We start from the raw sequence: 23,597 nt of genomic DNA, 5'->3' as shown, positions 1-23,597 counted from the left end.
TCCATTGTTCCCGGGTGTGCCGTGGCGGCATCCTTCGGTCGTGCGAGCCAACATGACCAGCCCCCGCGTCACTCGTCGATCCCTGCTGCGCGCCCTCGGTGGTGGTGCCACGGCCGCGGCGGTCGGTGCCCTCGCCACCGGCTGCGGGGTGCCGGCCGCCTACGTGGCGCCGGGCGACCGTGGCGCCCGCGATCTGTCCTCCTCCGACAAGCGGCTCACCTGGGCGAACTGGCCGCTGTACATCGACGTGGACGACGACGACACCTCGAAGCGGCCGACCCTGGACGCGTTCGAGAAGCAGAGCGGCATCCAGGTCAAGTACACCGAAGAGATCAACGACAACGACGAGTTCTTCGGCAAGATCAGCCCGTCGCTGATGAACCACCAGAAGACCGGCCGGGACCTCATCGTCATCTCCGACTGGATGTGCGCACGCTTCGTCCGGCTCGGCTGGGTCCAGGAGATGGACCGCGCGCACCAGCCGAACGTCACCAAGTACCTCGACCCGCTGCTGCGCTCCCCGGCCTTCGACCCGGGCCGCAAGTACACCGTGCCGTGGCAGTCCGGGATCACCGGCATCGCGTACAACAAGCGGCGCCTCGGCCGCGAGATCAAGCACGTCTCGGACCTCTGGGCCGACGACCTGGCGGGCCGGGTCACCCTGCTGTCCGGCCTCGACGAGTCCTTCGCGCTGCTCATGCAGGGCAACGGCGTCGACATCACGAAGTGGACCGCCGCCGACTTCGACGAGATCTGCGACCAGGTCGAGAAGCTCGTGAAGACCAAGCACATCCGCCGCTTCACCGGCAACGACTACATCAAGGACCTCTCCAGCGGCGACGTCCTCGCCTGCCAGGCCTACAGCGGCGACATCATCCAGCTCCAGGCCGACGACCCGGACATCGAGTTCGTCGTGCCCGAGGAGGGCGCCGAGCTGTGGGCCGAGTCCCTGATGATCCCCAACCTCGCCGACCACAAGGCCAACGCCGAGCAGCTGATCGACTACTACTACCGGCCCGAGGTCGCCGCCGAGCTGGCCGCGTGGGTCAACTACGTCTGCCCGGTCCCGGCCGCCCGCGACATCCTCGCCGACGCCAAGGACAAGGAGACGGCGGCCCTGGCCGAGGACCCGCTCATCTTCCCGGACGACAAGATGCGCTCCCGGCTCGCCATCGCCCGCGACATCACGTCCGACGAACGCACCGAGTTCGCGAAGCGGTGGAACGCGATCGCGGGGCTGTAAGGCCGCCTCAGGCGAGTTCGGGCTGCGGCTCCGCCGCTTTGGGCTCTCGCTGGCGTGGCAGGGTCGGCTTCGGCTCCCAGGACCGGGTGGTGCGGACGTAGTACGCGATCACCGAGGCCATCGCGAGCAGCAGCAGGGGGCCGAACAGCCAGGGGTGGGCCGCCAGTTCGCGCGGCAGGTAGCGGTACGCGGTCAGCAGCGCGGCGAAGACCACCGTGCCGTAGGAGACCAGGCGGACCGCCGAGACGTCCCAGCCGCGGGCGAAGGCGCGCATCGCCGCCTCGATCGTCAGCGCGAACACCACGCCGGCGACGAGGTCCACGCCGTAGTGGTAGCCGAAACCGAGGGTCGCGCTGAGCGTGGCCACCAGCCAGAACGCGCCCGCGTAGCGCATCGGGCGGGAGCCCTTGCGGGTGTGGATGAACAGGGAGGTGGCCCAGGCCGTGTGCAGGCTGGGCATGCAGTTGCGCGGGGTGATCTCGTCGAACAGGACCGGGTGCGGGGTGCCGATCGCGGGCAGCACGTCGGGCCAGACATGGGAGACGGCCCAGGATCCGCCCTCGGCGCCGTACGCGTAGACCGGGCCGACGACCGGGAAGATCATGTAGATCGCGGGGCCGACGAGGCCGATGACCAGGAACGTCCGCACCAGATGATGGGCCGGGAAGCGGCGGTCCGTCGCCACGTTGCGCAGCTGGTAGAGGCCGACGAGGGCGGCGGCGAGCGGAAGTTGGCCGTAGACGATGTTCAGGAGGTGGCTGCCGGCCGGGCCGATCGCCTCCAGGATCCGTCCCGCCACCCACGACGGGTTGCCGAGCGCGTGGTCGGCGAGGGCCACGTACGGGTCGAGGACCTGCGGGTGCTCCTTGGCGGTGATGAGCAGCCAGGTGTCACCCGTCTTGTGGCCGAAGACCAGGAGCATGCCGAGGCCGCAGCCCTTGAGCAGCAGGGCCCGGTCCGTGCCGGTGCGGCGGGCGACCGCGACGACCGCGAGGCCGAGGATCACCCACAGGGCGCCGTTGCCGAAGTTCATGTCGGCGCCGACCGTCAGGCGCACCAGGAAGAAGACGACGTCGATGCCGACCGCCGTGGCCGCCGCGATCATCCGCTGGCGCCAGGTGAGCACCACCATCGCCAGCGCCAGACCGGCGTACAGCAGCGGACCCGAGTGCGGGGCGAAGACCAGCTCCTGCGCCTCGACGGTCAGCGGCCCCGGCTGCCCGTAGCGGCGTGCCGCGACCTCCAGCGCGATGAGGAACCCGGCGGTCGCCACTCCGGCCGCGGCCCACAGGACGAAGCGCGGGCGGCGCCACGGCGGGCCGGAGGAGTCGGACGGGGATATTCGAGAGGATGTGGTCGTCAATGGTCCGGCTCATCGGTGCGGGCGGCGGGCATGAGTTCTTGGTGAAGAACAGGTGACGCAGGTGGTCGTGACAGCTGGAACATGCTAGCTCCACAGGGTTCCGCCTGACAGGGGCAGTTCGGAACCCGGCCGGGCGGCTCAGCGCGGTGTGCGGCAGGTCACACGGTTCGCGCGGCGGCCATGACGATGCGCGGCGACGGGGCTCGTCCCCTCGCCCTTCGCGTCGGTGGCGTTGACCGCACAGACGAGAGTGCGGGACAGGTCGTCGGAGGCGACGAGCGCCGCGTTGTAGCCGTACCGGGCGCCGGTCTTGCCCCGGTAGACGGCGCCGCCGAACTCCATCCGCTCCAGGCCCGCCGCGAACCGGTCGGCCTGCACCCACTCCGTCACGTCCACGAACGCGCCGTCCACCAGCTGGTAGCCGCGGTTGTGCGGCCCGTGGATCGTGCGGTCGGCGCCCGGGAAGTACGTGTCCCGCATCCCGGCCGGGCGCAGCACCAGCCGCGTGGCGGTCTCCGCTGGTGTGGTTCAGCAACTGCCGTACGGAGACGGGCCGGTGGAAGTCCGTGCCGCGGAAGAGGCGGGGCAGGTACCGCTGCACCGGGGCGTCCAGGTCGACCCGGCGCGCGGCGGCGATGTCCGTACGGTGCCGTCCGTACCGGGTCTGTACGGGCCCTACGGGCTGACCGGCGTCGGTGCCGGTCAGCGTGATCACCCTCGCGCGGCGCGCCCCGCGGAACATCCTGTCCACGGACGAGCCGGACCCTGGCCCGGCGCCCCGGGTTCCCCTAGGGCCTGGGTGGCGCGGGGGAGCCATAGGCTGGGATCGCGGTCGCTCGCACACAGGAATGGCGCAGATCACAGGAACTCCGCTGGGGCGGCGGAGAGGTGTTCGGTGTGAGGGACTCAGAAAACGATCTGCGCGGACGCGTACGCGCCGGGGAGCGCGACGCGTTCGCCGAGCTGTACGAGCAGTACGCACGCCCCGTCTACCAGCATGCCCTGTGGCTGACCGGTGACTGGTCGACGGCCGAGGACATCATGTCGGAGACGTTCCTGACCGCATGGCGGGCACGGGAGCGGCTGCACGCCGAGGGAGGCTCCCTGCGGCCCTGGCTGCTGGGGATCGCCACGCACAAGGCCGAGAACGTCCGGCGCGGCCGGCGCCGCCGCATCGCCTTCCTGGCCCGCCAGCGGGAGCCCGAGGTGGTTGCGGACTTCGCCCCCGAGGTCGCCGGACGCGTCGACGACGCCCGCCGCCTCGACGCCGTCCAGGACTCCCTCGACCGGCTGCGGCGCCCCGAGCGCGAGGTGCTGACCCTGTGCGTCTGGTCGGGCCTCGACTACCAGCAGGCCGCCGAGGCCCTCGGCATCCCCGTCGGCACGGTGCGCTCGCGCCTGTCGCGGGCCCGCGCGAGACTCGCCCGGTTCGCCGACGAGGAACAGCGGAGGGAGAAAGCACGCAAGGGACCGGAACCCCGCGCCGCCCGCGGAGAGATGACGGGTGAAGCCGCACTCGCGGCCCTGCCCGTGAGGGAGGAAACGGCATGAACGACAAGCACGTGGACCACGAACGCACCGACGCCGCGTCGGCGGACCGTGCCGGCGACATCGTGGAGATCGCACGGCTGCTGCCCGCCCCGGCCCGCCAGGACCTCTCGATCGCGCAGCACCTCCGGCACAAGGAACGACTGATGCAGCGCATCGACCAGGACCAGGTCACCGCCCGCCCCCGCACCCCCCGGCGCCTGCTGCGCCCCGCCCTCCTGGTGCCGGTGTCGGCGCTCGCCCTCGGCGCCGTCCTCACCACGGGCATCGTCGTCGCGGGCGGGGACGACGCGCCCGCCACCACGGCGACCGCGCGGCACGACGCCTCCGGCGGCCCGGCCGCGACGGTGCTCCTCGACAGGATCTCCCTCGCCGCGGGCAAGGGCGACTCCCTCAAGGTGCGCGACGACCAGTTCGTCTACCTCCGGTCCAGGTCCACGGGCGCGGACCTGACCAGCGGCAAGGCGGTCGTCGGCCCCCTCCGGGAGACCGAGTCGTGGATCGCGCAGAAGCCGGGCCCGCTCCACAAGCTCGGCGTCACCAGGACGGACGGCGAGACGTCCGACGTCCACGCCGAGCTGGGCGACACCGAGGGCACGCCCGCCGGACTCAGCCGCCCCACCTACAACTGGCTGGCGTCGCTGCCGACCGACCCCGACAAGCTGCTCGCGTACCTGTACGCCAAGACGCCGAAGTTCAAGGACCAGGAGCGCGACCAGGCGGTCTTCGACCAGATCGGCTCCCTGGTCGGCACGGTCATGCCGCCCGGGACGGCCGCCGCGCTCTACCGCGCCGCGGCGAAGATCCCCGGCGTCAGTGAGGCCCCCGGCGCCCATGACGCCATCGGCCGGACGGGCGTCGGCATCTCCCGCGACGACAAGACCTTCGGCACCCGCACCGAATGGGTCTTCGACAAGAAGGACCTCGCCTTCCTGGGCTCCCGCAGCTACCTCGTGAAGGACACGCGGTACGGCAAGGCCGGGACCCTCATGTCCAGCGACGCCGTGATCGCCCAGGCCGTGGTCGACAGGGCGGGCCGGTCGCCGGCCCGGGCGCAACAGAGCTGACCTGCACACGGATCGCCGGGCGCGACGCCGTCCCCGCCCGCCCGGCGCGCCCCGTCCGCCGACCGCGTTTGGACACCACGGATCTCGTCTGGCAACGTCGCCTGTCCGACCCAGATGACACCGGAAGGCGGTGCGGAAGATGACCGAGGTGAGCACGCGCAGCGTCCGGGACGCGGCTGTCGCGACGCGCCTGCGCAGGACGACGGACCTCGACGTGCCGGAGGACTTCGAGACGTGGTCCGTCGCGGACCTGGCGGACTGGCTCCACGACACGGAGGACGATCCGCAGGTGTCCGACGAGGACTTCTACCAGGCCCGAAAGGCCGTACAGATGCTGGGCGTCGAGGACGTCTGACGGGTGCCGCCGGGCCGCGCGGTCAGGCGGCGGCCCGCAGCCCGGCCAGGGCGTCGATGCGGTTCGTCGTGATGGAGTCGACGCCGATGTCCAGGAGCCTGCGCATCGACCTCGTCGTGTCCGGGGTCCAGACCGAGACCAGGTGGCCGTCGCGGTGGATGCGGGCCGCCAGGTCCCGGTCGACCAGGGAGAAGCGGTAGTTGAGCCAGCGCGGGCCGACCGCGGCGAGCAGGGCCGGACGGGGTGGGGCCAGGGTCGTCCAGGTCAACGCGATCTCGGCGGTCGGGTCGGCGGCCCGGACCTTGAGCATCGTCTCGGCGCCCGCGCAGTAGTAGACGCGGTCCGCGGCACCGGCCTCGCGGATGGTGCCGACGATCGTGCGCACCGCCTTCGCGGTGGCGCCGGGCAGGTCGATCATCAGCCGGGCGCCGGTGCCCGCGGTGGCGGCCAGCGCCTCGGTCAGCGTCGGGACACCGCCCGCCGTCACCTCGCGCACCTCCGTGGCGGAGAGCGCCGACAGCGGGCGGTCGTGGTCCCAGAGCCGCTTCAGCGTCGCGTCGTGGAGGAGGACGGGTACGCCGTCGCGCGTCAGGCGTACGTCGATCTCCACGGCGTCCGCGCCGCGGTCCAGCGCGGAACGCAGGGACGGGAGGGTGTTCTCGCGGACGCGGTAGGGGTCGCCTCGGTGGGCGACGGCAGTCACGGTGCGCATGAGCCCATTCTGGCGTCCCGGGAGGTCGTCCTACGCGCCCGCGAGCCAGTCGCGCGTGTACGCGTCGATCTCGTCGGCGATCCGGGCCTTGCCCGCCGGGTCGAGGAACGAGGCGCGCACCGCGTTCTTGGCGAGGTCGGCGACACCCCGCTCGTCGAGGCCGAGGAGGCGGGCGGCGACCTCGTACTCGTGGTTGAGGTCCGTGGCGAACATCGGCGGGTCGTCCGAGTTGATGGTGACGGTCACGCCCGCGTCGACGAACTGCTTCAGCGGGTGCTCGTCGAGGGTGCGCACGGCGCGCGTCGCGATGTTGGAGGTCGGGCAGACCTCCAGCGGGATGCCGTGCTCGGCGAGGTGGGCGAGCAGCTTCGGGTCCCGCGCGGCGGACGTGCCGTGGCCGATGCGCTCGGCGCGCAGTTCGGTCAGGGCGTCCCAGACCGACTCCGGGCCCGTCGTCTCGCCGGAGTGCGGGACCGAGTGCAGGCCGGCCGCGATCGCCCGGTCGAAGTACGGCTTGAACTGCGGGCGCGGGACGCCGATCTCGGGTCCGCCGAGGCCGAACGAGACCAGCCCCTCCGGACGCAGCCGGTCGTCCGTCGCCAGCCGCACCGTCTCCTCGGCCGACTCCAGGCCCGCCTCACCGGGGATGTCGAAGCACCAGCGCAGCACGGTGCCGAACTCGGCCTCGGCCGCCTTGCGGGCGTCCTCGATCGCGTCCATGAACGCGCGGGCGTCGATGCCGCGCCGGGTCGACGAGAACGGGGTGATGGTCAGCTCCGCGTACCGCACGTTCTGCCGGGCCATGTCACGGGCCACCTCGAACGTGAGCAGCCGGACGTCCTCCGGCGTGCGGATCAGGTCGACGACCGACAGGTAGACCTGGATGAAGTGGGCGAAGTCCTTGAAGGTGAAGAACTCCGTGAGCCGTTCGAGGTCCGCCGGGACCTTCGAGTCGGGGTGCCGTGCGGCCAGCTCCGACACGATCCTGGGGGAGGCCGATCCCACGTGGTGGACGTGGAGTTCTGCCTTCGGCAGTCCGGCGACGAAGGTCTGCAGATTCTTGCTCACGGAGCTCACGGATTCCTCCCCAGGAACTTGGGTGATCGGCTGATCGGGGTCCTGGGCATCGTATGCGGACGGCCCGGCGCCGACGGCCGGGCCTCCCGGAGCGGGGGCGGGAACCTGCCCGACCCCGGGGGCGGGGAACGCCCTACCATGGGCCGGGACGCGCAGCAGATCACGGAGGGGGCCGTACATGACCGGCGGCAGCACACCGCAGGACCGCGACCCCTGGGCCCCGCCGCAGGACGTGTCCCTCGCCAAGGCCGGGGACGCGACGCCGGATCTGCACGACCGGCAGACCGTGACGGCGATGCCGTTCGTCCCCGGACCGCAGGCACCGCCGCAGCCCGGCCCGGCACCGTACGCACCCCCGCCCGCACCGCAGGACCACAGCCCGGTGCCGCCGCCCCCGATCTCGCCCGAGGGTCCGGGCCGGCCGCTCTACGACACCCAGCAGGCGGGCCCGCAGTACGGCTACCCGGGGCCGCAGTACGGCTACCCGGGCCCCCAGTACGGCCACCCGGCACCGCAGGCCCCCGCCCCGTACGGCGGTGCCCAGGGCTACGCGTACTGGCCGGGCGCGATGCCCGCGCAGCCGAGCAACGGGCTCGGGGTCGCCGCGATGGTCCTCGGCATCATCTCGGACGTGCTGTTCCTGATGTGGCCCGTCGCCATCGTCTGCGGAGTCCTCGGCATCATCTTCGGAGCCATCGGCCGCGGAAAGGCCAGGCGAGGCCAGGCCACCAACCCGGGGCAGGCGCTCACCGGCATCATCTGCGGCTCGGCCGGGGCGGCTCTGGCCGTCGGCTTCGTCGTGCTGATCGTCGCCACTTTTTAGGCGACCGGCGAGGTCAGCCCCGCAACCGCTCCCGCGCCGCCATCAGCGCGAAGCCCAGCAGATTCGGCCCCCGCCATCTCCTCGGGTCGAGCGCCCCGGGATCGTCCGCCGCGAGCCCGATGCCCCACACCCGGTCCACGGGGCTGGCCTCGACCAGGACCCGGTCACCGGTGCCCAGCAGGAACGCCCGCAGCGCCGGGTCCGAGGCGAACTTGTGCACGCTGCCCTCGGTGACGATGCCGAACCGCTCGCGCTGCCACACCGCCTCGTCGAACCCGCGCACCAGGCGCCCCGCCTTCTTGGCCTGCGCGGGGTGCCCGGCCTCCAGCGCGTGCCGCTCCGCCTCGGCGTCACCGAACAGCCGGGCCTTCGCGGCCATCATCCAGTGCTCGGCCGTCGCGTACTCCACGTCGTCCACCGTGAACGGCGACGGCCACCACTGACTGAGGCAGCTCGCCCCCAGCTCCCCGTCCGCCCGCGGGGCGTGTCCCCAGAAGGGGAGGTACTTCACTAGGGTCCCCACCCCCAGGGCCGCCACCAGCGATTCCCTGCTGTCGATCTCCATACACGGGAGTTTGGCACGCACCACTGACACTCCGTCCTGGGTTTTCCAGGCTGACTCGACACCTGGTCGACAGATTCCGTCGCGTAACCAAAAGGCAACAACGGAATCACTTGTTGGAGTAGTAGGGCTCTGTCAGGATCGGCACTCAAATCGAGCTGGAGCCACGCCGGTGCCCGCGGGACGGGAACCACCGGCGGAGGAGAGCGAGAGCGAGCACTCATGCACAACCCCACCTCGGCCAACCCCCTCTCGGCCACGTCCGTCACCACCTCCGTACAAGAACGATTCGCCGACGGCGCGAACCACATCGCGGGCCGCCTCACCAAGGGCACCTCCGGCCGCACCCACGCGGTCGTCGACCCGGCCACCGGCACGGAGGTCTACACGTACGAGCTGGCGGGAACGGACGACGTGGACGCCGCCGTCGCCGCCGCCCGCGCGGCCTTCCCCGGCTGGTCGGGCCTGACCCCGGGCGAGCGGTCCGACGCGATGCACCGGTTCGCGGCCGTGCTCGACGAGTGGGCCGAGGAGTTCGCCCGGTTCGAGTCGCTGCAGTGCGGCAAGCCGATCAAGCTGAGCCGTGAGTTCGACGTGCCGGGCACCGTCGACAACACCGCGTTCTTCGCGGGCGCCGCCCGCCATCTCCAGGGCCAGTCCGCGGGGGAGTACAGCGGCGACCACACCTCCTACGTACGGCGTGAGCCGATCGGTGTCGTCGGCTCCATCGCGCCCTGGAACTACCCGCTGCAGATGGCCGCGTGGAAGGTCCTGCCGGCCATCGCCGCGGGCAACACCATCGTGCTCAAGCCCGCCGAGCTGACCCCCTTCACCTCGCTGCTGTTCGCCGAGGCCGCCGTCGCGGCCGGGCTGCCCGAGGGCGTCGTCAACGTCGTCACCGGCGCGGGCCGGGACGCGGGCGAGCACCTGGTCGGCCACCCCGACGTCGCCATGACCTCCTTCACCGGCTCGACCGGCGTCGGCAAGCGCGTCGCCGAGATCGCCACCGCGACCGTCAAGCGGCTCCACCTGGAGCTGGGCGGCAAGGCCCCGTTCCTCGTGTTCGACGACGCCGACCTCGACGCGGCCGCGCACGGCGCCGTCGCCGGAGCGCTCATCAACACCGGGCAGGACTGCACCGCCGCCACGCGCGCGTACGTGCAGCGCCCGCTCTACGACGCGTTCGTCGAGAAGACCGCCGCCCTGATGGAGACCGTCCGGCTCGGCGACCCCTTCGCCGAGGACACCGACCTCGGGCCGCTCATCTCGCACGTCCACCGCGACCGCGTCGCCGGGTTCGTCGACCGGGCGCGCGCCTACGCGCGCGTGGTCACCGGCGGCGAGGCCCCCGACCACCCGGGCGCCTACTACAAGCCGACCCTCATCGCCGATGCCCCGCAGGACAGCGAGATCGTCCAGTCGGAGATCTTCGGGCCGGTCCTGGTCGTGCTGCCCTTCGACAGCGACGACGAGGGCATCGCGCTGGCCAACGACACCCCGTACGGGCTCGCCGCCTCCGCCTGGTCGACCAACGTCTTCCGGGCCAACCGCGCCACCCGCGAGATCAAGGCCGGCTGTGTCTGGGTCAACGACCACATCCCGATCCTCAGCGAGATGCCCCACGGCGGCTACAAGGCATCCGGCTTCGGCAAGGACATGTCCGCCTACTCCTTCGAGGAGTACACGCAGCTCAAGCACGTCATGTTCGACAACACCGCGGTGGTCCGCAAGGACTGGCACCGCACCGTCTTCGGGGACCGATAGCCACCTGGCCGCCTGACCCGCGGCCTACTCCACCTTCCCGCAAGGGACTCCCGAAAGGGCAACCACGCGCATGGAGCAGTACGAGCCCGACCGCCCGTCCCCGGCCCAGCTGGCCGCGATGAGGCGCAGTTTCCACCACGGCAGGGCCGCGGCGTCGGCGTGGACGTCGCGCCGCTCCCTGCTGCGCGCCTCGGCGGGCGGCGCGTTCGCCGTCGCCGGGCTCGGCGCGCTCAGCGCCTGTGGCATCCCCGCCGCGAGCAAGTCCTCGGGCGGCGTCTCGTCCGAGGACCACTCGGCCAAGGAGAAGACGGTCAACTTCTCCAACTGGACCGAGTACATCGACCTCAGCAAGGACAAGAAGCACCACCCCAGCCTGGACGCCTTCGCGCGGCGCACCGGGATCAAGGTGAAGTACACCGAGGACATCAACGACAACGTCGAGTTCTTCGGGAAGATCAAGCCGCAGCTCGCGGCGGGCCAGGACACCGGACGCGACATCATCGTCCTCACGGACTGGCTCGCCGCCCGCCTCATCCGCTACGGCTGGGTGCAGAAGCTCGACGCGGCGAACCTGCCGCACGCGTTCACCAACCTGGCCACCCAGTTCCGCGACCCCGACTGGGACCCCGGGCGCGCCTACTCCTACCCCTGGCAGGGCATCGCCACGGTCATCGCGTACAACGTGAAGGCCACCGGCGGCAAGGAGATCACCTCCGTCTCGCAGCTCCTGGACGACCCCAAGCTCAAGGGCAAGGTCGGCCTGCTCTCCGAGATGCGCGACACCATCGGCATGACGCTCCTGGACATGGGCAAGGACCCGCGCGACTTCAGGACCGACGACTTCGACGCGGCCGTCGCCCGCATCCAGAAGGCCGTCGACAACAAGCAGGTCCGCCGCTTCACCGGCAACGACTACATCGCCGACCTCAACCAGGGCGACCTCGCCGCCTGTCTGGCCTGGGCCGGTGACGTCGTCCAGCTCCAGGCCGACAACCCCGACGTACGGTTCGCGATACCGGACGCCGGCTACATCACGTCGACCGACAACATGCTGATCCCCAACAAGGCGCGTCACAAGACGAACGCCGAGAAGCTCATGGACTACTTCTACGAGCCGGCCGTCGGAGCCGAGCTCGCCGACGCGATCAACTACGTCACCCCGCTGGAGAGCACCGTCGTCAAGGCGGAGCTGGCCAAGCTGGACAAGGACGCGGCCGCCGACCCGCTGATCGTCCCCGACAAGGCCATGTCGGCCAAGGCGCACGGCTTCCGGTCGCTCAGCGCCAAGGAAGAGACGTCGTACGAGCAGAAGTTCGCCCAGCTCACCGGCGGCTGACCCGGTGCCCGCTGCCCACCCCCTTCCCCCGGACTCCTTGGACTCACCATGACGACGCACCCTCAGAGCGACCACGGCGGCGACGTACGTCTCACCGGCATCAGCAAGACGTACGACAACGGCTTCACGGCCGTCCAGCCGCTCGACCTCACCGTCCCGCAGGGCTCCTTCTTCGCCCTCCTCGGCGCCTCCGGCTGCGGCAAGACCACGACGCTGCGCATGATCGCGGGCCTGGAGGAGCCGACCACCGGCACCGTGATGCTCGGCGACCAGGACGTCACCGGACTGCCGCCCTACAAGCGCCCGGTGAACACCGTCTTCCAGTCGTACGCGCTCTTCCCGCACCTCGACATCTTCGAGAACGTCGCCTTCGGTCTGCGCCGCCGCGGCATCAAGTCGGTCAAGAAGCAGGTCGAGGACATGCTCGACCTGGTGCAGCTCGGCGAGCACAAGCGCAAGAAGCCGCACCAGCTCTCCGGCGGCCAGCAGCAGCGCGTCGCCGTCGCCCGCGCCCTCATCAACCACCCCAAGGTGCTGCTGCTCGACGAGCCGCTCGGCGCCCTCGACCTCAAGCTGCGCCGCCAGATGCAGCTGGAGCTCAAGCGCATCCAGACCGAGGTCGGCATCACCTTCATCCACGTCACGCACGACCAGGAGGAGGCCATGACCATGGCCGACACCGTCGCCGTGATGAACGCCGGCCGCGTCGAACAGCTCGGCGCCCCCACCGACCTGTACGAGAACCCGGGCTCCACCTTCGTCGCCAACTTCCTCGGCACCTCGAACTTCATCGAGGCCGAGATCGCGGGCCGGGCCGGCGACGACCTCACCCTGCGGGCCGGCGACGGCAAGCTGGTGCTGCCCAGCGCCCGATGTTCCACCGCCTCCACCGCCACCGGCGAGAAGGTCCTGCTCGGCGTGCGCCCCGAGAAGATCTCCCTCACCCACGCCGACGACGCCTCTCGGATCCCCGACGGCCGCAACCGCATCACCGGCCGGATCGCCGACTCGTCGTTCATCGGCGTCTCCACGCAGTACGTCGTCGACAGCCCGCTCTGCGACGCGTTCGAGGTCTACGCCCAGAACATCGAGCGGGACGCCCGGCTCGTGCCCGGCGCCGAGGTCGTCCTGCACTGGAACCCCGCGCACACGTTCGGTCTGGACGCGGACCAGGACGCCGAGGCGGGCGTGGAGAAGGTCTCGGAGGACGCGGCGGCATGAGCACCACTCTCACCGAGGCGCCCGAGACGCCGTCCGAAACACCGGCTCCCCGCAAGCCGAAGCGGCGCGGCCGTCTCGTCCCGTACTGGCTGCTGCTGCCCGGCATGCTCTGGCTGATCGTCTTCTTCGCGCTGCCGATGATCTACCAGGCCTCCACCTCCGTACAGCAGGGGTCGCTGGAGGACGGCTACACCGTCACCTGGCACTTCGCCACCTATTGGGACGCGCTGTCCGAGTACTGGCCGCAGTTCCTGCGGTCCGTGCTGTACGCGGGCCTCGCCACCGTCCTGTGTCTGCTGCTCGGCTACCCGCTGGCCTATCTGATCGCGTTCCGCGCGGGCCGCTGGCGCAACGTGATCATGGTCCTGGTCATCGCGCCGTTCTTCACCAGCTTCCTGATCCGCACGCTCGCCTGGAAGACGATCCTCGCGGACAACGGCGTCGTCGTGAGCACGCTCAACTCGCTGCACCTGCTCGACGTCACCGCCTGGCTCGGCATGACCGACGGCGACCGGGTCCTCGCCACCCCGCTCGCGGTCGTCTGCGGACTCACGTACAACTTCCTGCCGTTCATGGTCCTGCCGCTCTACACCTCGCTGGAGCGGATCGACGGCCGGCTGCACGAGGCGGCGGGCGACCTGTACGCGTCGCCGATCACCACGTTCCGCAAGGTGACCTTCCCGCTGTCGATGCCGGGTGTCGTCTCCGGCACGCTGCTCACCTTCATCCCGGCGACCGGCGACTACGTCAACGCGGACCTGCTCGGCTCCACCGACACCCGGATGGTCGGCAACGTCATCCAGACCCAGTTCCTGCGCATCCTCGACTATCCGACGGCGGCGGCGCTCTCCTTCATCCTCATGGCGGCCATTCTGTTCATGGTCACCTTCTACATTCGCCGTTCCGGAACGGAGGACCTGGTCTGATGCCCTTCGTGCGCTGGATACGCCGCAATCTGGTGGTGCTCGCGGGCCTCTTCACGCTCGCCTATCTCCTCCTGCCGAACGTCGTCGTCACGCTCTTCTCCTTCAACAAGCCGAAGGGCCGCTTCAATTACGAGTGGCAGGAATTCTCGCTCGACGCCTGGAAGAATCCGTGCGGGGTCGCCGACATGTGCGGCTCGCTCTCGCTGAGCCTCCAGATCGCCTTCTGGGCCACGCTCGGCGCGACCGCGCTCGGCACGATGATCGCCTTCGCCCTGGTGCGCTACCGCTTCCGGGCGCGCGGCGCGGTGAACTCGCTGATCTTCCTGCCGATGGCGATGCCCGAGGTCGTGATGGCGGCCTCGCTGCTCACGCTCTTCCTCAACATGGGCGCTCAGCTGGGCTTCTGGACGATCCTGATCGCCCACATCATGTTCTGCCTGAGCTTCGTGGTGACGGCCGTCAAGGCACGCGTGATGTCGATGGACCCGCGCCTGGAACAGGCCGCGCAGGACCTGTACGCCGGTCCGGTGCAGACGTTCCTCCGGGTGACGCTGCCCATCGCCGCACCCGGGATCGCGGCGGGCGCCCTGCTCGCCTTCGCGCTCTCCTTCGACGATTTCATCATCACGAATTTCAACGCGGGCTCGACCGTGACCTTCCCCATGTTCGTCTGGGGATCGGCGCAGCGCGGCACACCCGTTCAGATCAATGTCATCGGTACGGCCATGTTCCTGGTCGCCGTACTGTGTGTGCTTGCCGGAATGATGGTCGGCAGGCGAAAGAACAAGAGCTCCTGAACCACAGGTCCTCTCGAAATTTCTGAGGGAGTTGGAATCATGGCCGCTGGTGCCATGAATCGCTGGACCCAATCACTGGCCGACGCCAAGCCGGTCGCCTACTGGCTCGACGACCCGGGCCGCCCCGAGGCCCGCCCCGCCCTCACCGGCGACGAGCACTGCGACCTGCTGGTCGTGGGCGGCGGCTACAGCGGCCTGTGGACGGCCCTGCTCGCCAAGGAGCGCGACCCGGGCCGGGACGTGGTCCTCGTCGAGGGCCGGGAGATCGGCTGGGCAGCCTCCGGGCGCAACGGCGGCTTCTGCGCCGCCTCCCTCACGCACGGCACGGCCAACGGGCTGACCCGCTGGCCCAAGGAGATCAAGAAGCTGGAGGAGCTGGGCGCCGCCAACCTCGACGCCATCGAGGCGGCGGTCGCCCGCTACTCCATCGACTGCGACTTCGAGCGCACCGGCGAACTCGACGTGGCGACGCAGCCGCACCAGGTCACCGAACTGCGCGAGTTCCACGAGGAGCTGGCCGAGGCCGGTCTCGCCGACGGCCTGGAACTCCTCGACGCGGAGCAGACCCGCGAGCAGGTGAACTCGCCAACCTTCCAGGGCGCCCTGTACGACCGCGACGGCGTCGCCATGCTCCACCCGGCGAAGCTGGCCTGGGGCCTCAAGCAGGCCTGCCTCGACCTCGGCGTCCGCGTCTACGAGAACACGCCGGCCACTCAGCTCGCCTCCAACGCGGGCGGGGTCGCGGTGCGCACCCCGTACGGCCGGGTCTTCGCGCGGCACGCGGCCCTCGGCACGAACGTCTTCCCGTCCCTGGTCAAGCGGGTACGCGCGTACACCGTCCCGGTCTACGACTACGCGCTGATGACCGAGCCGCTGAGCGCGGACCAGCTGGCCTCGATCGGCTGGAAGAACCGCCAGGGCCTCGGCGACTCGGCCAACCAGTTCCACTACTTCCGCCTGTCGGCCGACAACCGGATCCTGTGGGGCGGCTACGACGCCATCTACCCGTACGGGGGCCGGGTCCGGGCCGAGCACGACCACCGCCCGGAGACGTACGCGAAGCTGGCCGGCCACTTCTTCACCTGCTTCCCGCAGCTGGAGGGCGCGCGCTTCACGCACGCGTGGGGCGGCGCGATCGACACCTGCTCGCGCTTCTCGGCGTTCTTCGGCACCGCGCACGCGGGCAAGGTGGCGTACGCGGCCGGGTACACCGGGCTCGGCGTCGGCGCGACCCGCTTCGGCGCGGACGTCATGCTCGACCTGCTGTCGGGGGAGCGCACGGAGCGCACGGAGCTCGAGATGGTCCGCTCCAAGCCGCTGCCGTTCCCACCCGAGCCGTTCGCGTACACCGGCATCGCGCTGACCAAGTGGTCGCTGGCCCGCGCCGACGACAACGGCGGCCGCCGGAACCTGTGGCTGAAGGCGATGGACGCGGTGGGGCTCGGCTTCGACAGCTGAGACCGGCCCGGAGGCCGGTGCCCCGGACGCTCACTCCTCGGTGGGCGTCCCCTGATGGAAGTACAGCCGCCACCCGGCCTCCGGGTGGCGGCGCCACCCGGAGCTGCGCCGCACCCGGCGCCCGCGATCGGCCGAGTGGTACGTCAGATGCACGACGCGCGCTTCGCAGGCGCGCACCTCCGGTTCGAGCAGCCTCGGCTCGCCGTCGATCGCGGCCCGGATCTGCCGCCGCGCGTCCGCGTCGTCCGTCGTCCTGCCGGGAGATTCCGTGACCGGAGACCAGTGAACCGGCGTACGCCCTGATGAGACGTGTGATCCGGTTCACTCCAGGAAAGCGGCCGAACCCGCGTAATGCGCGGGGCGCTGCCCGCTCTCGCTCGTGACCATCGGAATCGAAGCGAGAGGGAGGTCCCGCCATGACCGGCTCAGGCGTGGCTAAGTCGGCGGTCGAGTGGCTGGTGTCGGTGGCGCCGGATCCGGAGGCGTGCCGCTGGGAGTGGGAGCGCAATCCGCTCGGGGTGGCCCTGCTGCCCGCGGGCAAGGAGTGGGACGTGCTGATCCTGCCGGGGGAGCTGGGCTATCCCACGCTCGACGTCCTCACCCGTGTCATCGACCGCCCCGGCCCGGTCCTCGCCGACTTCGGCGACGCCCGGATGGGCTTCTTCGTCCCGGCGGGCACGGTCGCGCGCTGGCTCGGCACGGGGGTGCGGGGCGCGGGTCACGGCACCTGGATCGTGGTCCCCTACCCGGGCCGCGCCACCGGCGGCGTGCGCTGGCTGGTGCCGCCGGACGGCCAGGGCACGCTCACCGATCCGGCGCTGCTCGAACTCGCGATGCACGAGGCGGCTGCCCAACTGGCCCGGGAGTCGGGGGAGTAGGCGGGGCACAAGATGATCTCGGGGTTCCGCGAACTCTTGACAACTCAATTGGTCTGGACCAAGTTGGGCGCACTTCGCTCCACCGTGCCCCTTCCCCCGCCACGCCCGGAGGCAGCCATGGCCCGTACCGGACCACCCCGCAGATTCCTGACCGCCGTGACGGCGGCGGCGCTCGCCGCCGCCGGCCTCACCGCGCTGACCGCCCCCGCCCACGCCGCCGACAGCGAACTGGCCCGCAACGGCGGCTTCGAGTCCGGCCTGGACGGCTGGACGTGCTCGGCGGGCACCGGAAAGATCGTCAGCTCGCCGACGCACAGCGGCACTTCGGCCCTCCAGGGGACCCCGACCGCGGGCGACAACGCCCAGTGCACGCAGACCGTGACGGTGAAGCCGGGCTCCACGTACTCGCTCTCGGGCTACGTCCGCGGCAGTTACGTCTACCTCGGCGCGACCGGCACCGGCACCACGGACGTCTCGACGTGGACCCAGTCGGCGGCCGACTGGCAGAAGCTGACGACGACCTTCACCACCGGCCCGTCCACCACCAAGGTCACGCTCTTCACCCACGGCTGGTACGGCACCCCCGCCTACACCGCGGACGACATCAGCCTGATCGGCCCCGGCGGCGCGGCACCCGTCGTCCCGGCCGCCCCGACGGGTGTCACGGCCGGCTCCGTCACCGCCACGTCCCTCGCCCTGTCCTGGCCCGCCGTCTCCGGCGCGACGAGCTACGCGGTCTACGTCAACGGCACCAAGTCCCGCACCGTGACCGGCACCTCGACGACCCTGACCGGCCTCACGCCCGCCACCGCGTACAGCCTCCAGGTCTCCGCGCTCAACGACGCGGGCGAGTCCTCGAAGTCGACCGCCGTCACGGCGACCACGGCCCAGGGCACCGGCAACCCGGGCGGCGGCTCCGGCAGTCTCCCCGCGCACGCCCTCGTCGGCTACCTCCACGCGAGCTTCGCCAACGGCGCCGGCTACACGCGCCTCGCCGACGTCCCCGACAGCTGGGACGTCATCGACCTCGCCTTCGGTGAACCGACCTCGGTGACCTCGGGCGACATCCGCTTCAACCGCTGCCCGGTCACCGAGTGCCCGAACGTCGAGTCGGACGCCGACTTCAAGGCCGCGATCAAGGCCAAGCAGGCGGCCGGCAAGAAGGTGGTCATCTCGATCGGCGGCCAGAACGGCCAGGTCCAGCTCACCACCACGGCGGCCCGTGACACCTTCGTCTCGTCCGTCTCGAAGATCATCGACACCTACGGCCTCGACGGCCTCGACATCGACTTCGAGGGCCACTCCCTGTCCCTGAACACGGGCGACACGGACTTCAAGAACCCGACCACGCCCGTGATCGTCAACCTGATCTCGGCGCTGAAGACCCTCAAGGCCAAGTACGGCGACAAGTTCGTCCTCACCATGGCCCCGGAGACCTTCTTCGTCCAGAACGGCTACCAGTTCTACGGCAGCGGCAAGTGGGGCGGCCAGGACCCGCGCTGCGGCGCCTACCTCCCGGTCATCTACGCCATGCGCGACGACCTGAGCCTGCTGCACGTCCAGGACTACAACTCGGGCCCGATCATGGGCCTCGACAACCAGTACCACTCCATGGGCGGCGCCGACTTCCACATCGCCATGACCGACATGCTCCTGACGGGCTTCCCGGTCGCGGGCGACGCCAACAACGTCTTCCCGCCGCTGCGCCCCGACCAGGTCGCCATCGGCATGCCCGCCTCGACCAACGCGGGCAACGGCTACGTCGCCCCGGCCGAGACGAACAAGGCCCTGGACTGCCTCACGAAGAAGACCAACTGCGGCTCGTACACGACCCACGGGACGTGGCCGACGCTGCGCGGCCTGATGACGTGGTCGGTGAACTGGGACCGCTTCAACAACTGGGAGTTTCAGAAGAACTTCGACGCGTACTTCGGCGGCTAGCCGCGCCGGGTCGTCTCGGCGAGCAGCCCGGCCAGGAACTCCGCCCGCCGGGGTGAGTCGAGTGCGTCCAGTGCCGCGGGCAGGTCCAGCGGCACCGGGCGCACCCGCGCCGACACGGCTCCGTCCCAGCGCCGCACGGCCACGGCCGCACGGTCTCCCGACGCCCCGCCCGGGTGCAGCAGCACGCAGGTGGGCGGGGCGTCGCCGGGGTCGCGGGCCAGGGCGTGCGCGTACAGGAAGGCCTGGTACAGGTCGGCGGTCGAGACCTTCCGGGTCTCGTACAGCTTGTACTTGACGTCCACCGGGCGCACGAAGGGAAGCGCGTCCGTTCCGCCGCGGATCAGGATGTCGGGGCGTATCTCGCTGTAGGGGCGGGCGGTCCGCTCGTTCCACAGGACGTGGGTGTGCCGGGACTGGCTCTCGACCGTGAGGCCCGTGCCCGTCGCGGCCTCGGCCAGCAGACGGGTCGCGAACAGTTCGAACAGCTCGTTCATGTCGATCAGGAAAGCCCGCGCGGCCAGCGGCCCGGAGCCGAAGAGGTCGTCGAGGCCGCCGCCGGTCAGCAGCAGCGCCGACCAGAAGTGGGCGGGGCGGTAGTGCTCGTTGTACCGGTGGTAGCTCAGCCGTGCCAGGTCCGCGCGCGCGTCGGCCGGACGGGTCGGCGCGTACTGCGCGAAGCGGCCCGCCACCCGGCGGGCGCGCGCCCGGACCGCGAGCGACGAGGTGGTGCGGGCCGCGAGATCGGTCGCGGCCGCGCACACCCGGTTGTCCACGATGTCGGTGTCGAAGTCGTCGTAGCGACAGGCCAGCCGGTCCAGTTGCCCGTAGTGGTGCAGGAGCTGACGGTCCGGCAGGAGCCGCCCGCGGACAGCGGGCAGTGGCGCCTCGCGGCGCACGTAGTCACGACGCACCCCGCGCGCGAGCAGCCGCTCGGCGTGCGCGGTGACCATCAGCGCCACCAGGTCCCGCAGATGCGGGGCGCCGTCGGTGAAGGTGCGCCGCGCGGCCAGGGGCGCGGGGGCGGTGCCGACCGCGTGGTGCAGCATCCGCAGCACGTCCAGGCCGGTGCCCAGGTACTTGGGCTCGACGCGGATCTCGCAGCTGTCCAGGGACACGACGCCGACGTGCGGCCCCGCGCTCACCTCGATCCGCCCGCCGACCAGTTCGCGCACCCGCAGGCGGCGTGCGAACCGCTCGTCGGCGACCGCCCTCCGGTCCGCGGCGCTGAGCCGGATCCCGTCGAACTCCCGGCTCTCGTACTCGCGCAGGGCAAGGACGCGCACGCCTACTCCGCCTGGTCCTTGACCTGGAACTCCTTGTAGAGGGCGGCGATCAGCTTGTCGTCCTCGACCTCGCGCAGGGTGTGGCTGTCGCGGTCCACCAGCTCTTCGCCGAGGAACGCGGCGAGCAGTGTGTAATCGTCGTACGCGTACTCCTGGAGCAGCGGCAGCACCTCGCCGCGCACGATCGCGGCGAGTTCGGCCGCCGTGTCCACCGGGGTGCCGCCCGGCAGGAAGTAGGCGTGGCCGATCTGCTTCTCCCGGTCGAGGCGGGTGCGGATGCGCTCGTTGAGGGCGTCCAGCATCTCGGCGAGGTGCAGCTGACCGACGTAACAGCCCTCCAGTGGCGTGGAGTCGGGGAGGAGTTCGAGGAACGCGAAGCGGCGGCGGACGGCGGCGTCGAGCATCCGCACGGAGCGGTCGGCGGTGTTCATCGTGCCGACGAGCCGGACGTTCGGCGGGACGGCGAAGCGCTCGCCGCTCAGTGACAGCGTGACCGTGCGGCCCCGCTTGTCGAGCTCGATCAGGGTGATCAACTCGCCCAGGATCTTGGGGAGATCGCCCCGGTTCAGTTCGTCGACGACGATCAGGTACGGGCGCTCCGGATCCTTGGCCGCGGCCCGGCAGACCCGCTTGAAGACACCGTCGACCCGGTCGAGCGCGAGTCCGGTGCCTCCGGCTCCGGGTATCGGCCGGAATCCCTCGACGAAGTCCTCGTAGCCGTAACCGGGATGGAAGGTGACCACGGTCAGCAGGCCCGCCTCCACCAGCGCGGCGAGAGCGGCCTCGTAGCCGGGGGAGCCGGGCTCGGCGTACGGGTCGAGGCCGGGGAGGCCGCTGACCTCGCCGAGTCCGCGCACCGCGTAGTTCAGGGCGGTGTACGTCTTTCCGGTGCCCGGCGGGCCGAACAGGACGACCTGGCCGCGCCGGTCGAGGCCCTCGGCGATGCGCCGCAGCAGGGGTTCCAGCGGTGGGACGGGGGCTTCCTCGGACTGCCCGGCCGCTTCCGGGGTCTCCGTCCGCCGCAGGTCCTTGATCCGTTTCCAGGTGGCGGGGGGAACGTCCTTCACCGTTACCGTGGCCCAGGAACGCTCCGGTTCGGCGAGCCGGCCCTCGTAGCCGTCGTCCCACTCCACGGAGACGGTGTGCCGGTGGTCCGCCCGCTCGGGACGCCACGCGTAGCCCTCGTCGGTGACCCGGCCCACGGCGAGGATCTGGCTGGCCCCCGTGTTGGCGACGACCAGGTCACCGGCGCGCAGACTCAGCAGCTTCCAGACCTCGTTCGCCTTCGCGGAGACCTTCGACTGGAAGTTGTTGTGCTGGGCGCTGAAGGCCTCGCGGAACGCGGCCGTGTACTCGTCCTTGTCGGCGAACTCGCGCAGATCGCCGATCTCGTCCCAGCCCACCGCGATGTACCCGCCCGCGCGGCACTGCTCCCACAGCGCGCCGTCCCGGCCCGCCGCGATCTTGACGATCTGCTGGATCCGGTTCGGATCCGCCCACCAGTACAGGAACCGCATCACGAGCTGCGGCGGCCAGCCCGCGAACCGCCCGTCGGCGTCGATCACCTGCTTGAGCATCGCCTGGAGTGCGAACCGCTCCAGGCGCGGCGCGGGCCGCCCGGTCAGCCGGTGCAGGAAGTGGCGCACGGACTCGCCCGCGTGGACCGGGAGCGTGGACTGCGGCACGTACACCGACAGGGTCTTGGCGATCAGGGAGGGACCCGAGCGGACCGCGTCGATCGCGTCGATGTCGGACAGTCTCCCGTCGCGGGCCGCCTCCACCGCCTCGACGATCCCGGACCGCACGGCCTGCCACGCCGTCTCGACGTCGGGGTACCGGGGATCGTGCCACCAACTGCCGTCCTTGCGACGGAAGACGAGGTGCTTCATCGCCGAGCCGCCCGCGATGCTGCCGACCGCGCTGCTGCCGAACTCGAGGCGGTAGCAGTAAGGCCGGGTGGTGGCGCTGTCGCCCTGCCCGAGCGCGTAGCGCGCCAGCGACAGGGTGGGCCACCCGGCGAGCGGGAAGGCCTCCCGGATCCCGGCCGCCTGTTCCTCCGCCTCGGCCAGCGTCTTCTCGTGGCCGGCCCGGTCGAACGTGGCGAGGGCGTCGGCGAGCGGCCACGGCCGCATGGTCTCGGCCTGTGCGGAGGTGACCGGTTCGAGGACGCAGCCGCACACACCGGTGACCGGACGCCCCTGAGCGTTCGAAAGCCCCACTTCTCTGGCGAACGCGGCACGTCCCGCGATGTCGTCGGTCGGCGCCGAGTCGATCAGACGCCGCCAGAGCAACCCGTCCGGATCGGGTGCGCGGCGCAGGGTGTGCGCGTCGGTCAGATGCCGGCACGCGGGGTCGTGGTGGATCTTCTGTCCGTGCAGCGGCAGGATCACCGTGCCCGGCGACGGGGTGAGGGCGTACTCCCGGCCCTCGAACGCCACGACCGTCCGCTCCAGCCCGTCCGCCATGCGCAGCCCCCTCCGTCAACCATCGCCGTCCGGCTGTCGACCGTACCGTGCCAGGAGGTGGGCGACTCCGGTGAGCAGCAGGACCGACAGGCACCAGCTGCCGATCACGTCGACCGGCCAGTGATAGCCCTGCCGTACGAGGCCGATCCCGACGCCCACGTTCAACACGACGTATCCGTAGGCCGGTTCACGTCTGCCGAGGAGCAGGGCGCACAACCCGTACGCCACCGCCGCCGTCGCCGCGTGCCCCGACGGGTAGAAGCCCGTCTCCGGAGACATCGGGGGTGGGCCGGGGCGGGCCAGGAGGGACTGGAGGGGGGCCACGACGGCCAGGGTCAGGACCATCGTGAGTGCGGCGGTCGTCGCCGGGAGCCAGTGGCGGGTGCGCCACGTGACGTACGCGAGGACGGCGGCCATGACCGGGAGTGCGATCTGGAGATTGCCGAGGTCGGCGAAGAACTCCGCCGGGCCCGACGGGACGGCGCTGGTGCGGATCGCGGTGCCGAGACGTTCGTCGGGGGCCAGGAGCGGGCCGTCCGCCGCCACCTGCCAGGTGAGGACCGCGAAGAGGAGAGCCGCGAAGGCGGCCAGAAAAGTGGCCGGGCGCCCCGGAGCAGGGGGGGTAGCTCCGAGGCGCCCGATCTGATCGGCGTGCCGCGCGCCCCGGGGGGTTTGGGGCGGGCGACCGTCCGATCGGTGAGGAGTTCCGGAGCCGGAGGCTCCGGGTGTGTGCGCGAGGGCACGACCAGGGCAGGGCTGGGGAGGCTCCGACCCGGAA

The 23,597-nt window shown here is 71.0% G+C and carries 21 protein-coding genes and 1 pseudogene; 13 read left to right on the top strand and 9 right to left on the bottom strand.

Going from position 1 to position 23,597, the window contains the following annotated elements:
• Nucleotides 1-52: 52 nt before the first annotated feature.
• Nucleotides 53-1,243 carry a polyamine ABC transporter substrate-binding protein gene (locus ABT127_RS17295; protein WP_351450565.1) on the top strand — a complete coding sequence of 397 codons (1,191 nt, stop codon included), beginning with the start codon at nucleotides 53-55 and terminating at the stop codon, nucleotides 1,241-1,243.
• A 7-nt stretch (nucleotides 1,244-1,250) separates the two neighbouring features.
• On the opposite strand, the gene ABT127_RS17290 is transcribed toward ABT127_RS17295, so the two are convergent.
• From ABT127_RS17290 to ABT127_RS39330, 3 genes and pseudogenes are all read right to left on the bottom strand, one after another.
• Complete coding sequence (locus tag ABT127_RS17290; protein WP_502971722.1) at nucleotides 1,251-2,606, bottom strand: phosphatase PAP2 family protein; 1,356 nt, start codon at nucleotides 2,604-2,606, stop codon at nucleotides 1,251-1,253.
• A 138-nt stretch (nucleotides 2,607-2,744) separates the two neighbouring features.
• On the bottom strand, nucleotides 2,745-3,104 hold the full coding sequence (locus tag ABT127_RS17285; RefSeq protein WP_502971721.1) for a hypothetical protein: 360 nt from the start codon (nucleotides 3,102-3,104) through the stop codon (nucleotides 2,745-2,747).
• A gap of 64 nt (nucleotides 3,105-3,168) precedes the next feature.
• Nucleotides 3,169-3,348 (bottom strand): annotated as a pseudogene (locus ABT127_RS39330) (hypothetical protein); the annotation flags it as partial.
• A 176-nt stretch (nucleotides 3,349-3,524) separates the two neighbouring features.
• On the opposite strand from ABT127_RS39330, the gene ABT127_RS17280 reads away from it, so the two are divergent.
• The 3 genes from ABT127_RS17280 to ABT127_RS17270 all read left to right on the top strand — a co-directional run bounded on the left by ABT127_RS17280 (nucleotide 3,525) and on the right by ABT127_RS17270 (nucleotide 5,576).
• Nucleotides 3,525-4,157, top strand: coding sequence for an RNA polymerase sigma factor (locus tag ABT127_RS17280; RefSeq protein ID WP_351450561.1), 633 nt, complete (start codon nucleotides 3,525-3,527; stop codon nucleotides 4,155-4,157).
• Complete coding sequence (locus ABT127_RS17275; RefSeq protein WP_351450209.1) at nucleotides 4,154-5,221, top strand: CU044_5270 family protein; 1,068 nt, start codon at nucleotides 4,154-4,156, stop codon at nucleotides 5,219-5,221. The genes ABT127_RS17280 and ABT127_RS17275 overlap by 4 nt, the downstream gene beginning before the upstream one ends.
• Nucleotides 5,222-5,360: 139 nt before the next feature.
• Nucleotides 5,361-5,576 carry a hypothetical protein gene (locus ABT127_RS17270; RefSeq protein ID WP_351450206.1) on the top strand — a complete coding sequence of 72 codons (216 nt, stop codon included), beginning with the start codon at nucleotides 5,361-5,363 and terminating at the stop codon, nucleotides 5,574-5,576.
• Nucleotides 5,577-5,598: 22 nt separating this feature from the next.
• Here ABT127_RS17270 and ABT127_RS17265 read toward each other — a convergent pair whose 3' ends face one another.
• Both ABT127_RS17265 and ABT127_RS17260 read right to left on the bottom strand, forming a co-directional pair.
• Nucleotides 5,599-6,288: a glycerophosphodiester phosphodiesterase gene (locus tag ABT127_RS17265; RefSeq protein WP_351450204.1), complete on the bottom strand. Its 690-nt coding sequence runs from the start codon at nucleotides 6,286-6,288 to the stop codon at nucleotides 5,599-5,601.
• A 30-nt stretch (nucleotides 6,289-6,318) separates the two neighbouring features.
• Nucleotides 6,319-7,365 carry an adenosine deaminase gene (locus ABT127_RS17260; protein WP_502971720.1) on the bottom strand — a complete coding sequence of 349 codons (1,047 nt, stop codon included), beginning with the start codon at nucleotides 7,363-7,365 and terminating at the stop codon, nucleotides 6,319-6,321.
• A 178-nt stretch (nucleotides 7,366-7,543) separates the two neighbouring features.
• Between ABT127_RS17260 and ABT127_RS17255 the strand changes: the two genes are divergently transcribed.
• Nucleotides 7,544-8,188, top strand: a complete 645-nt coding sequence (locus ABT127_RS17255) for a DUF4190 domain-containing protein (protein WP_351450201.1) — start codon at nucleotides 7,544-7,546, stop codon at nucleotides 8,186-8,188.
• A gap of 13 nt (nucleotides 8,189-8,201) precedes the next feature.
• Here ABT127_RS17255 and ybiA read toward each other — a convergent pair whose 3' ends face one another.
• Nucleotides 8,202-8,753, bottom strand: a complete 552-nt coding sequence (ybiA, locus tag ABT127_RS17250) for a riboflavin biosynthesis intermediates N-glycosidase (protein WP_351450198.1) — start codon at nucleotides 8,751-8,753, stop codon at nucleotides 8,202-8,204.
• Nucleotides 8,754-8,972: 219 nt separating this feature from the next.
• Here ybiA and ABT127_RS17245 point away from each other — a divergent pair, with 219 nt between their 5' ends.
• The 8 genes from ABT127_RS17245 (at nucleotide 8,973) to ABT127_RS17210 (ending at nucleotide 19,071) form a co-directional block, all read left to right on the top strand.
• Nucleotides 8,973-10,514 carry a gamma-aminobutyraldehyde dehydrogenase gene (locus tag ABT127_RS17245; RefSeq protein ID WP_351450196.1) on the top strand — a complete coding sequence of 514 codons (1,542 nt, stop codon included), beginning with the start codon at nucleotides 8,973-8,975 and terminating at the stop codon, nucleotides 10,512-10,514.
• Nucleotides 10,515-10,584: 70 nt separating this feature from the next.
• Nucleotides 10,585-11,850, top strand: a complete 1,266-nt coding sequence (locus ABT127_RS17240; RefSeq protein WP_351450193.1) for a polyamine ABC transporter substrate-binding protein — start codon at nucleotides 10,585-10,587, stop codon at nucleotides 11,848-11,850.
• A 48-nt stretch (nucleotides 11,851-11,898) separates the two neighbouring features.
• Entirely contained in the window at nucleotides 11,899-13,071 is a 1,173-nt protein-coding gene (locus tag ABT127_RS17235; RefSeq protein WP_351450191.1) for an ABC transporter ATP-binding protein, read from the top strand.
• Nucleotides 13,068-13,997, top strand: a complete 930-nt coding sequence (locus tag ABT127_RS17230; RefSeq protein ID WP_351450189.1) for an ABC transporter permease — start codon at nucleotides 13,068-13,070, stop codon at nucleotides 13,995-13,997. Before ABT127_RS17235 ends, ABT127_RS17230 begins: the two co-directional genes overlap by 4 nt.
• Nucleotides 13,997-14,794, top strand: coding sequence for an ABC transporter permease (locus ABT127_RS17225; RefSeq protein ID WP_351450187.1), 798 nt, complete (start codon nucleotides 13,997-13,999; stop codon nucleotides 14,792-14,794). Before ABT127_RS17230 ends, ABT127_RS17225 begins: the two co-directional genes overlap by 1 nt.
• 39 nt (nucleotides 14,795-14,833) lie before the next feature.
• Nucleotides 14,834-16,252, top strand: a complete 1,419-nt coding sequence (locus ABT127_RS17220; RefSeq protein ID WP_351450184.1) for an NAD(P)/FAD-dependent oxidoreductase — start codon at nucleotides 14,834-14,836, stop codon at nucleotides 16,250-16,252.
• A gap of 416 nt (nucleotides 16,253-16,668) precedes the next feature.
• Nucleotides 16,669-17,130 carry a hypothetical protein gene (locus tag ABT127_RS17215; protein WP_351450182.1) on the top strand — a complete coding sequence of 154 codons (462 nt, stop codon included), beginning with the start codon at nucleotides 16,669-16,671 and terminating at the stop codon, nucleotides 17,128-17,130.
• Nucleotides 17,131-17,247: 117 nt separating this feature from the next.
• Nucleotides 17,248-19,071 (top strand): chitinase, encoded by a 1,824-nt coding sequence (locus tag ABT127_RS17210; RefSeq protein ID WP_351450179.1) that lies wholly within the window; start codon nucleotides 17,248-17,250, stop codon nucleotides 19,069-19,071.
• Here the strand turns inward: ABT127_RS17210 and ABT127_RS17205 are convergent.
• From ABT127_RS17205 to ABT127_RS17195, 3 genes are read right to left on the bottom strand one after another with little or no spacing between them, the layout of a single operon-like run.
• Complete coding sequence (locus ABT127_RS17205; protein WP_351450177.1) at nucleotides 19,068-20,354, bottom strand: McrC family protein; 1,287 nt, start codon at nucleotides 20,352-20,354, stop codon at nucleotides 19,068-19,070. The genes ABT127_RS17210 and ABT127_RS17205 overlap by 4 nt on opposite strands.
• Nucleotides 20,355-20,356: 2 nt before the next feature.
• The gene (locus ABT127_RS17200) at nucleotides 20,357-22,819 is read right to left on the bottom strand and encodes an McrB family protein (RefSeq protein WP_351450174.1); all 2,463 of its coding nucleotides are present in this window, start codon (nucleotides 22,817-22,819) and stop codon (nucleotides 20,357-20,359) included.
• Nucleotides 22,820-22,834: 15 nt separating this feature from the next.
• The gene (locus ABT127_RS17195; protein ID WP_351450171.1) at nucleotides 22,835-23,365 is read right to left on the bottom strand and encodes a phosphatase PAP2 family protein; all 531 of its coding nucleotides are present in this window, start codon (nucleotides 23,363-23,365) and stop codon (nucleotides 22,835-22,837) included.
• Nucleotides 23,366-23,597: the final 232 nt, after the last annotated feature.

The sequence above is a fragment of the Streptomyces sp. NPDC001904 genome (genome assembly GCF_040297005.1).
Taxonomy (GTDB): Bacteria; Actinomycetota; Actinomycetes; order Streptomycetales; family Streptomycetaceae; genus Streptomyces.
This window is presented reverse-complemented; position numbering and strand designations above follow the sequence as displayed.

Bases quoted from the DNA above. Each gene is read 5' to 3' on its own strand.
- ABT127_RS17245 (WP_351450196.1), top strand. From the start codon at position 8,973: ATGCACAACCCCACCTCGGCCAACCCCCTCTCGGCCACGTCCGTCACC.
- ABT127_RS17295 (WP_351450565.1), top strand. From the start codon at position 53: ATGACCAGCCCCCGCGTCACTCGTCGATCCCTGCTGCGCGCCCTCGGT.
- ABT127_RS17240 (WP_351450193.1), top strand. From the start codon at position 10,585: ATGGAGCAGTACGAGCCCGACCGCCCGTCCCCGGCCCAGCTGGCCGCG.
- ABT127_RS17235 (WP_351450191.1), top strand. From the start codon at position 11,899: ATGACGACGCACCCTCAGAGCGACCACGGCGGCGACGTACGTCTCACC.
- ABT127_RS17275 (WP_351450209.1), top strand. From the start codon at position 4,154: ATGAACGACAAGCACGTGGACCACGAACGCACCGACGCCGCGTCGGCG.
- ABT127_RS17270 (WP_351450206.1), top strand. From the start codon at position 5,361: ATGACCGAGGTGAGCACGCGCAGCGTCCGGGACGCGGCTGTCGCGACG.
- ABT127_RS17210 (WP_351450179.1), top strand. From the start codon at position 17,248: ATGGCCCGTACCGGACCACCCCGCAGATTCCTGACCGCCGTGACGGCG.
- ABT127_RS17200 (WP_351450174.1), bottom strand. From the start codon at position 22,819: ATGGCGGACGGGCTGGAGCGGACGGTCGTGGCGTTCGAGGGCCGGGAG.
- ABT127_RS17255 (WP_351450201.1), top strand. From the start codon at position 7,544: ATGACCGGCGGCAGCACACCGCAGGACCGCGACCCCTGGGCCCCGCCG.
- ABT127_RS17230 (WP_351450189.1), top strand. From the start codon at position 13,068: ATGAGCACCACTCTCACCGAGGCGCCCGAGACGCCGTCCGAAACACCG.
- ABT127_RS17225 (WP_351450187.1), top strand. From the start codon at position 13,997: ATGCCCTTCGTGCGCTGGATACGCCGCAATCTGGTGGTGCTCGCGGGC.
- ybiA (WP_351450198.1), bottom strand. From the start codon at position 8,753: ATGGAGATCGACAGCAGGGAATCGCTGGTGGCGGCCCTGGGGGTGGGG.
- ABT127_RS17265 (WP_351450204.1), bottom strand. From the start codon at position 6,288: ATGCGCACCGTGACTGCCGTCGCCCACCGAGGCGACCCCTACCGCGTC.
- ABT127_RS17215 (WP_351450182.1), top strand. From the start codon at position 16,669: ATGACCGGCTCAGGCGTGGCTAAGTCGGCGGTCGAGTGGCTGGTGTCG.
- ABT127_RS17220 (WP_351450184.1), top strand. From the start codon at position 14,834: ATGGCCGCTGGTGCCATGAATCGCTGGACCCAATCACTGGCCGACGCC.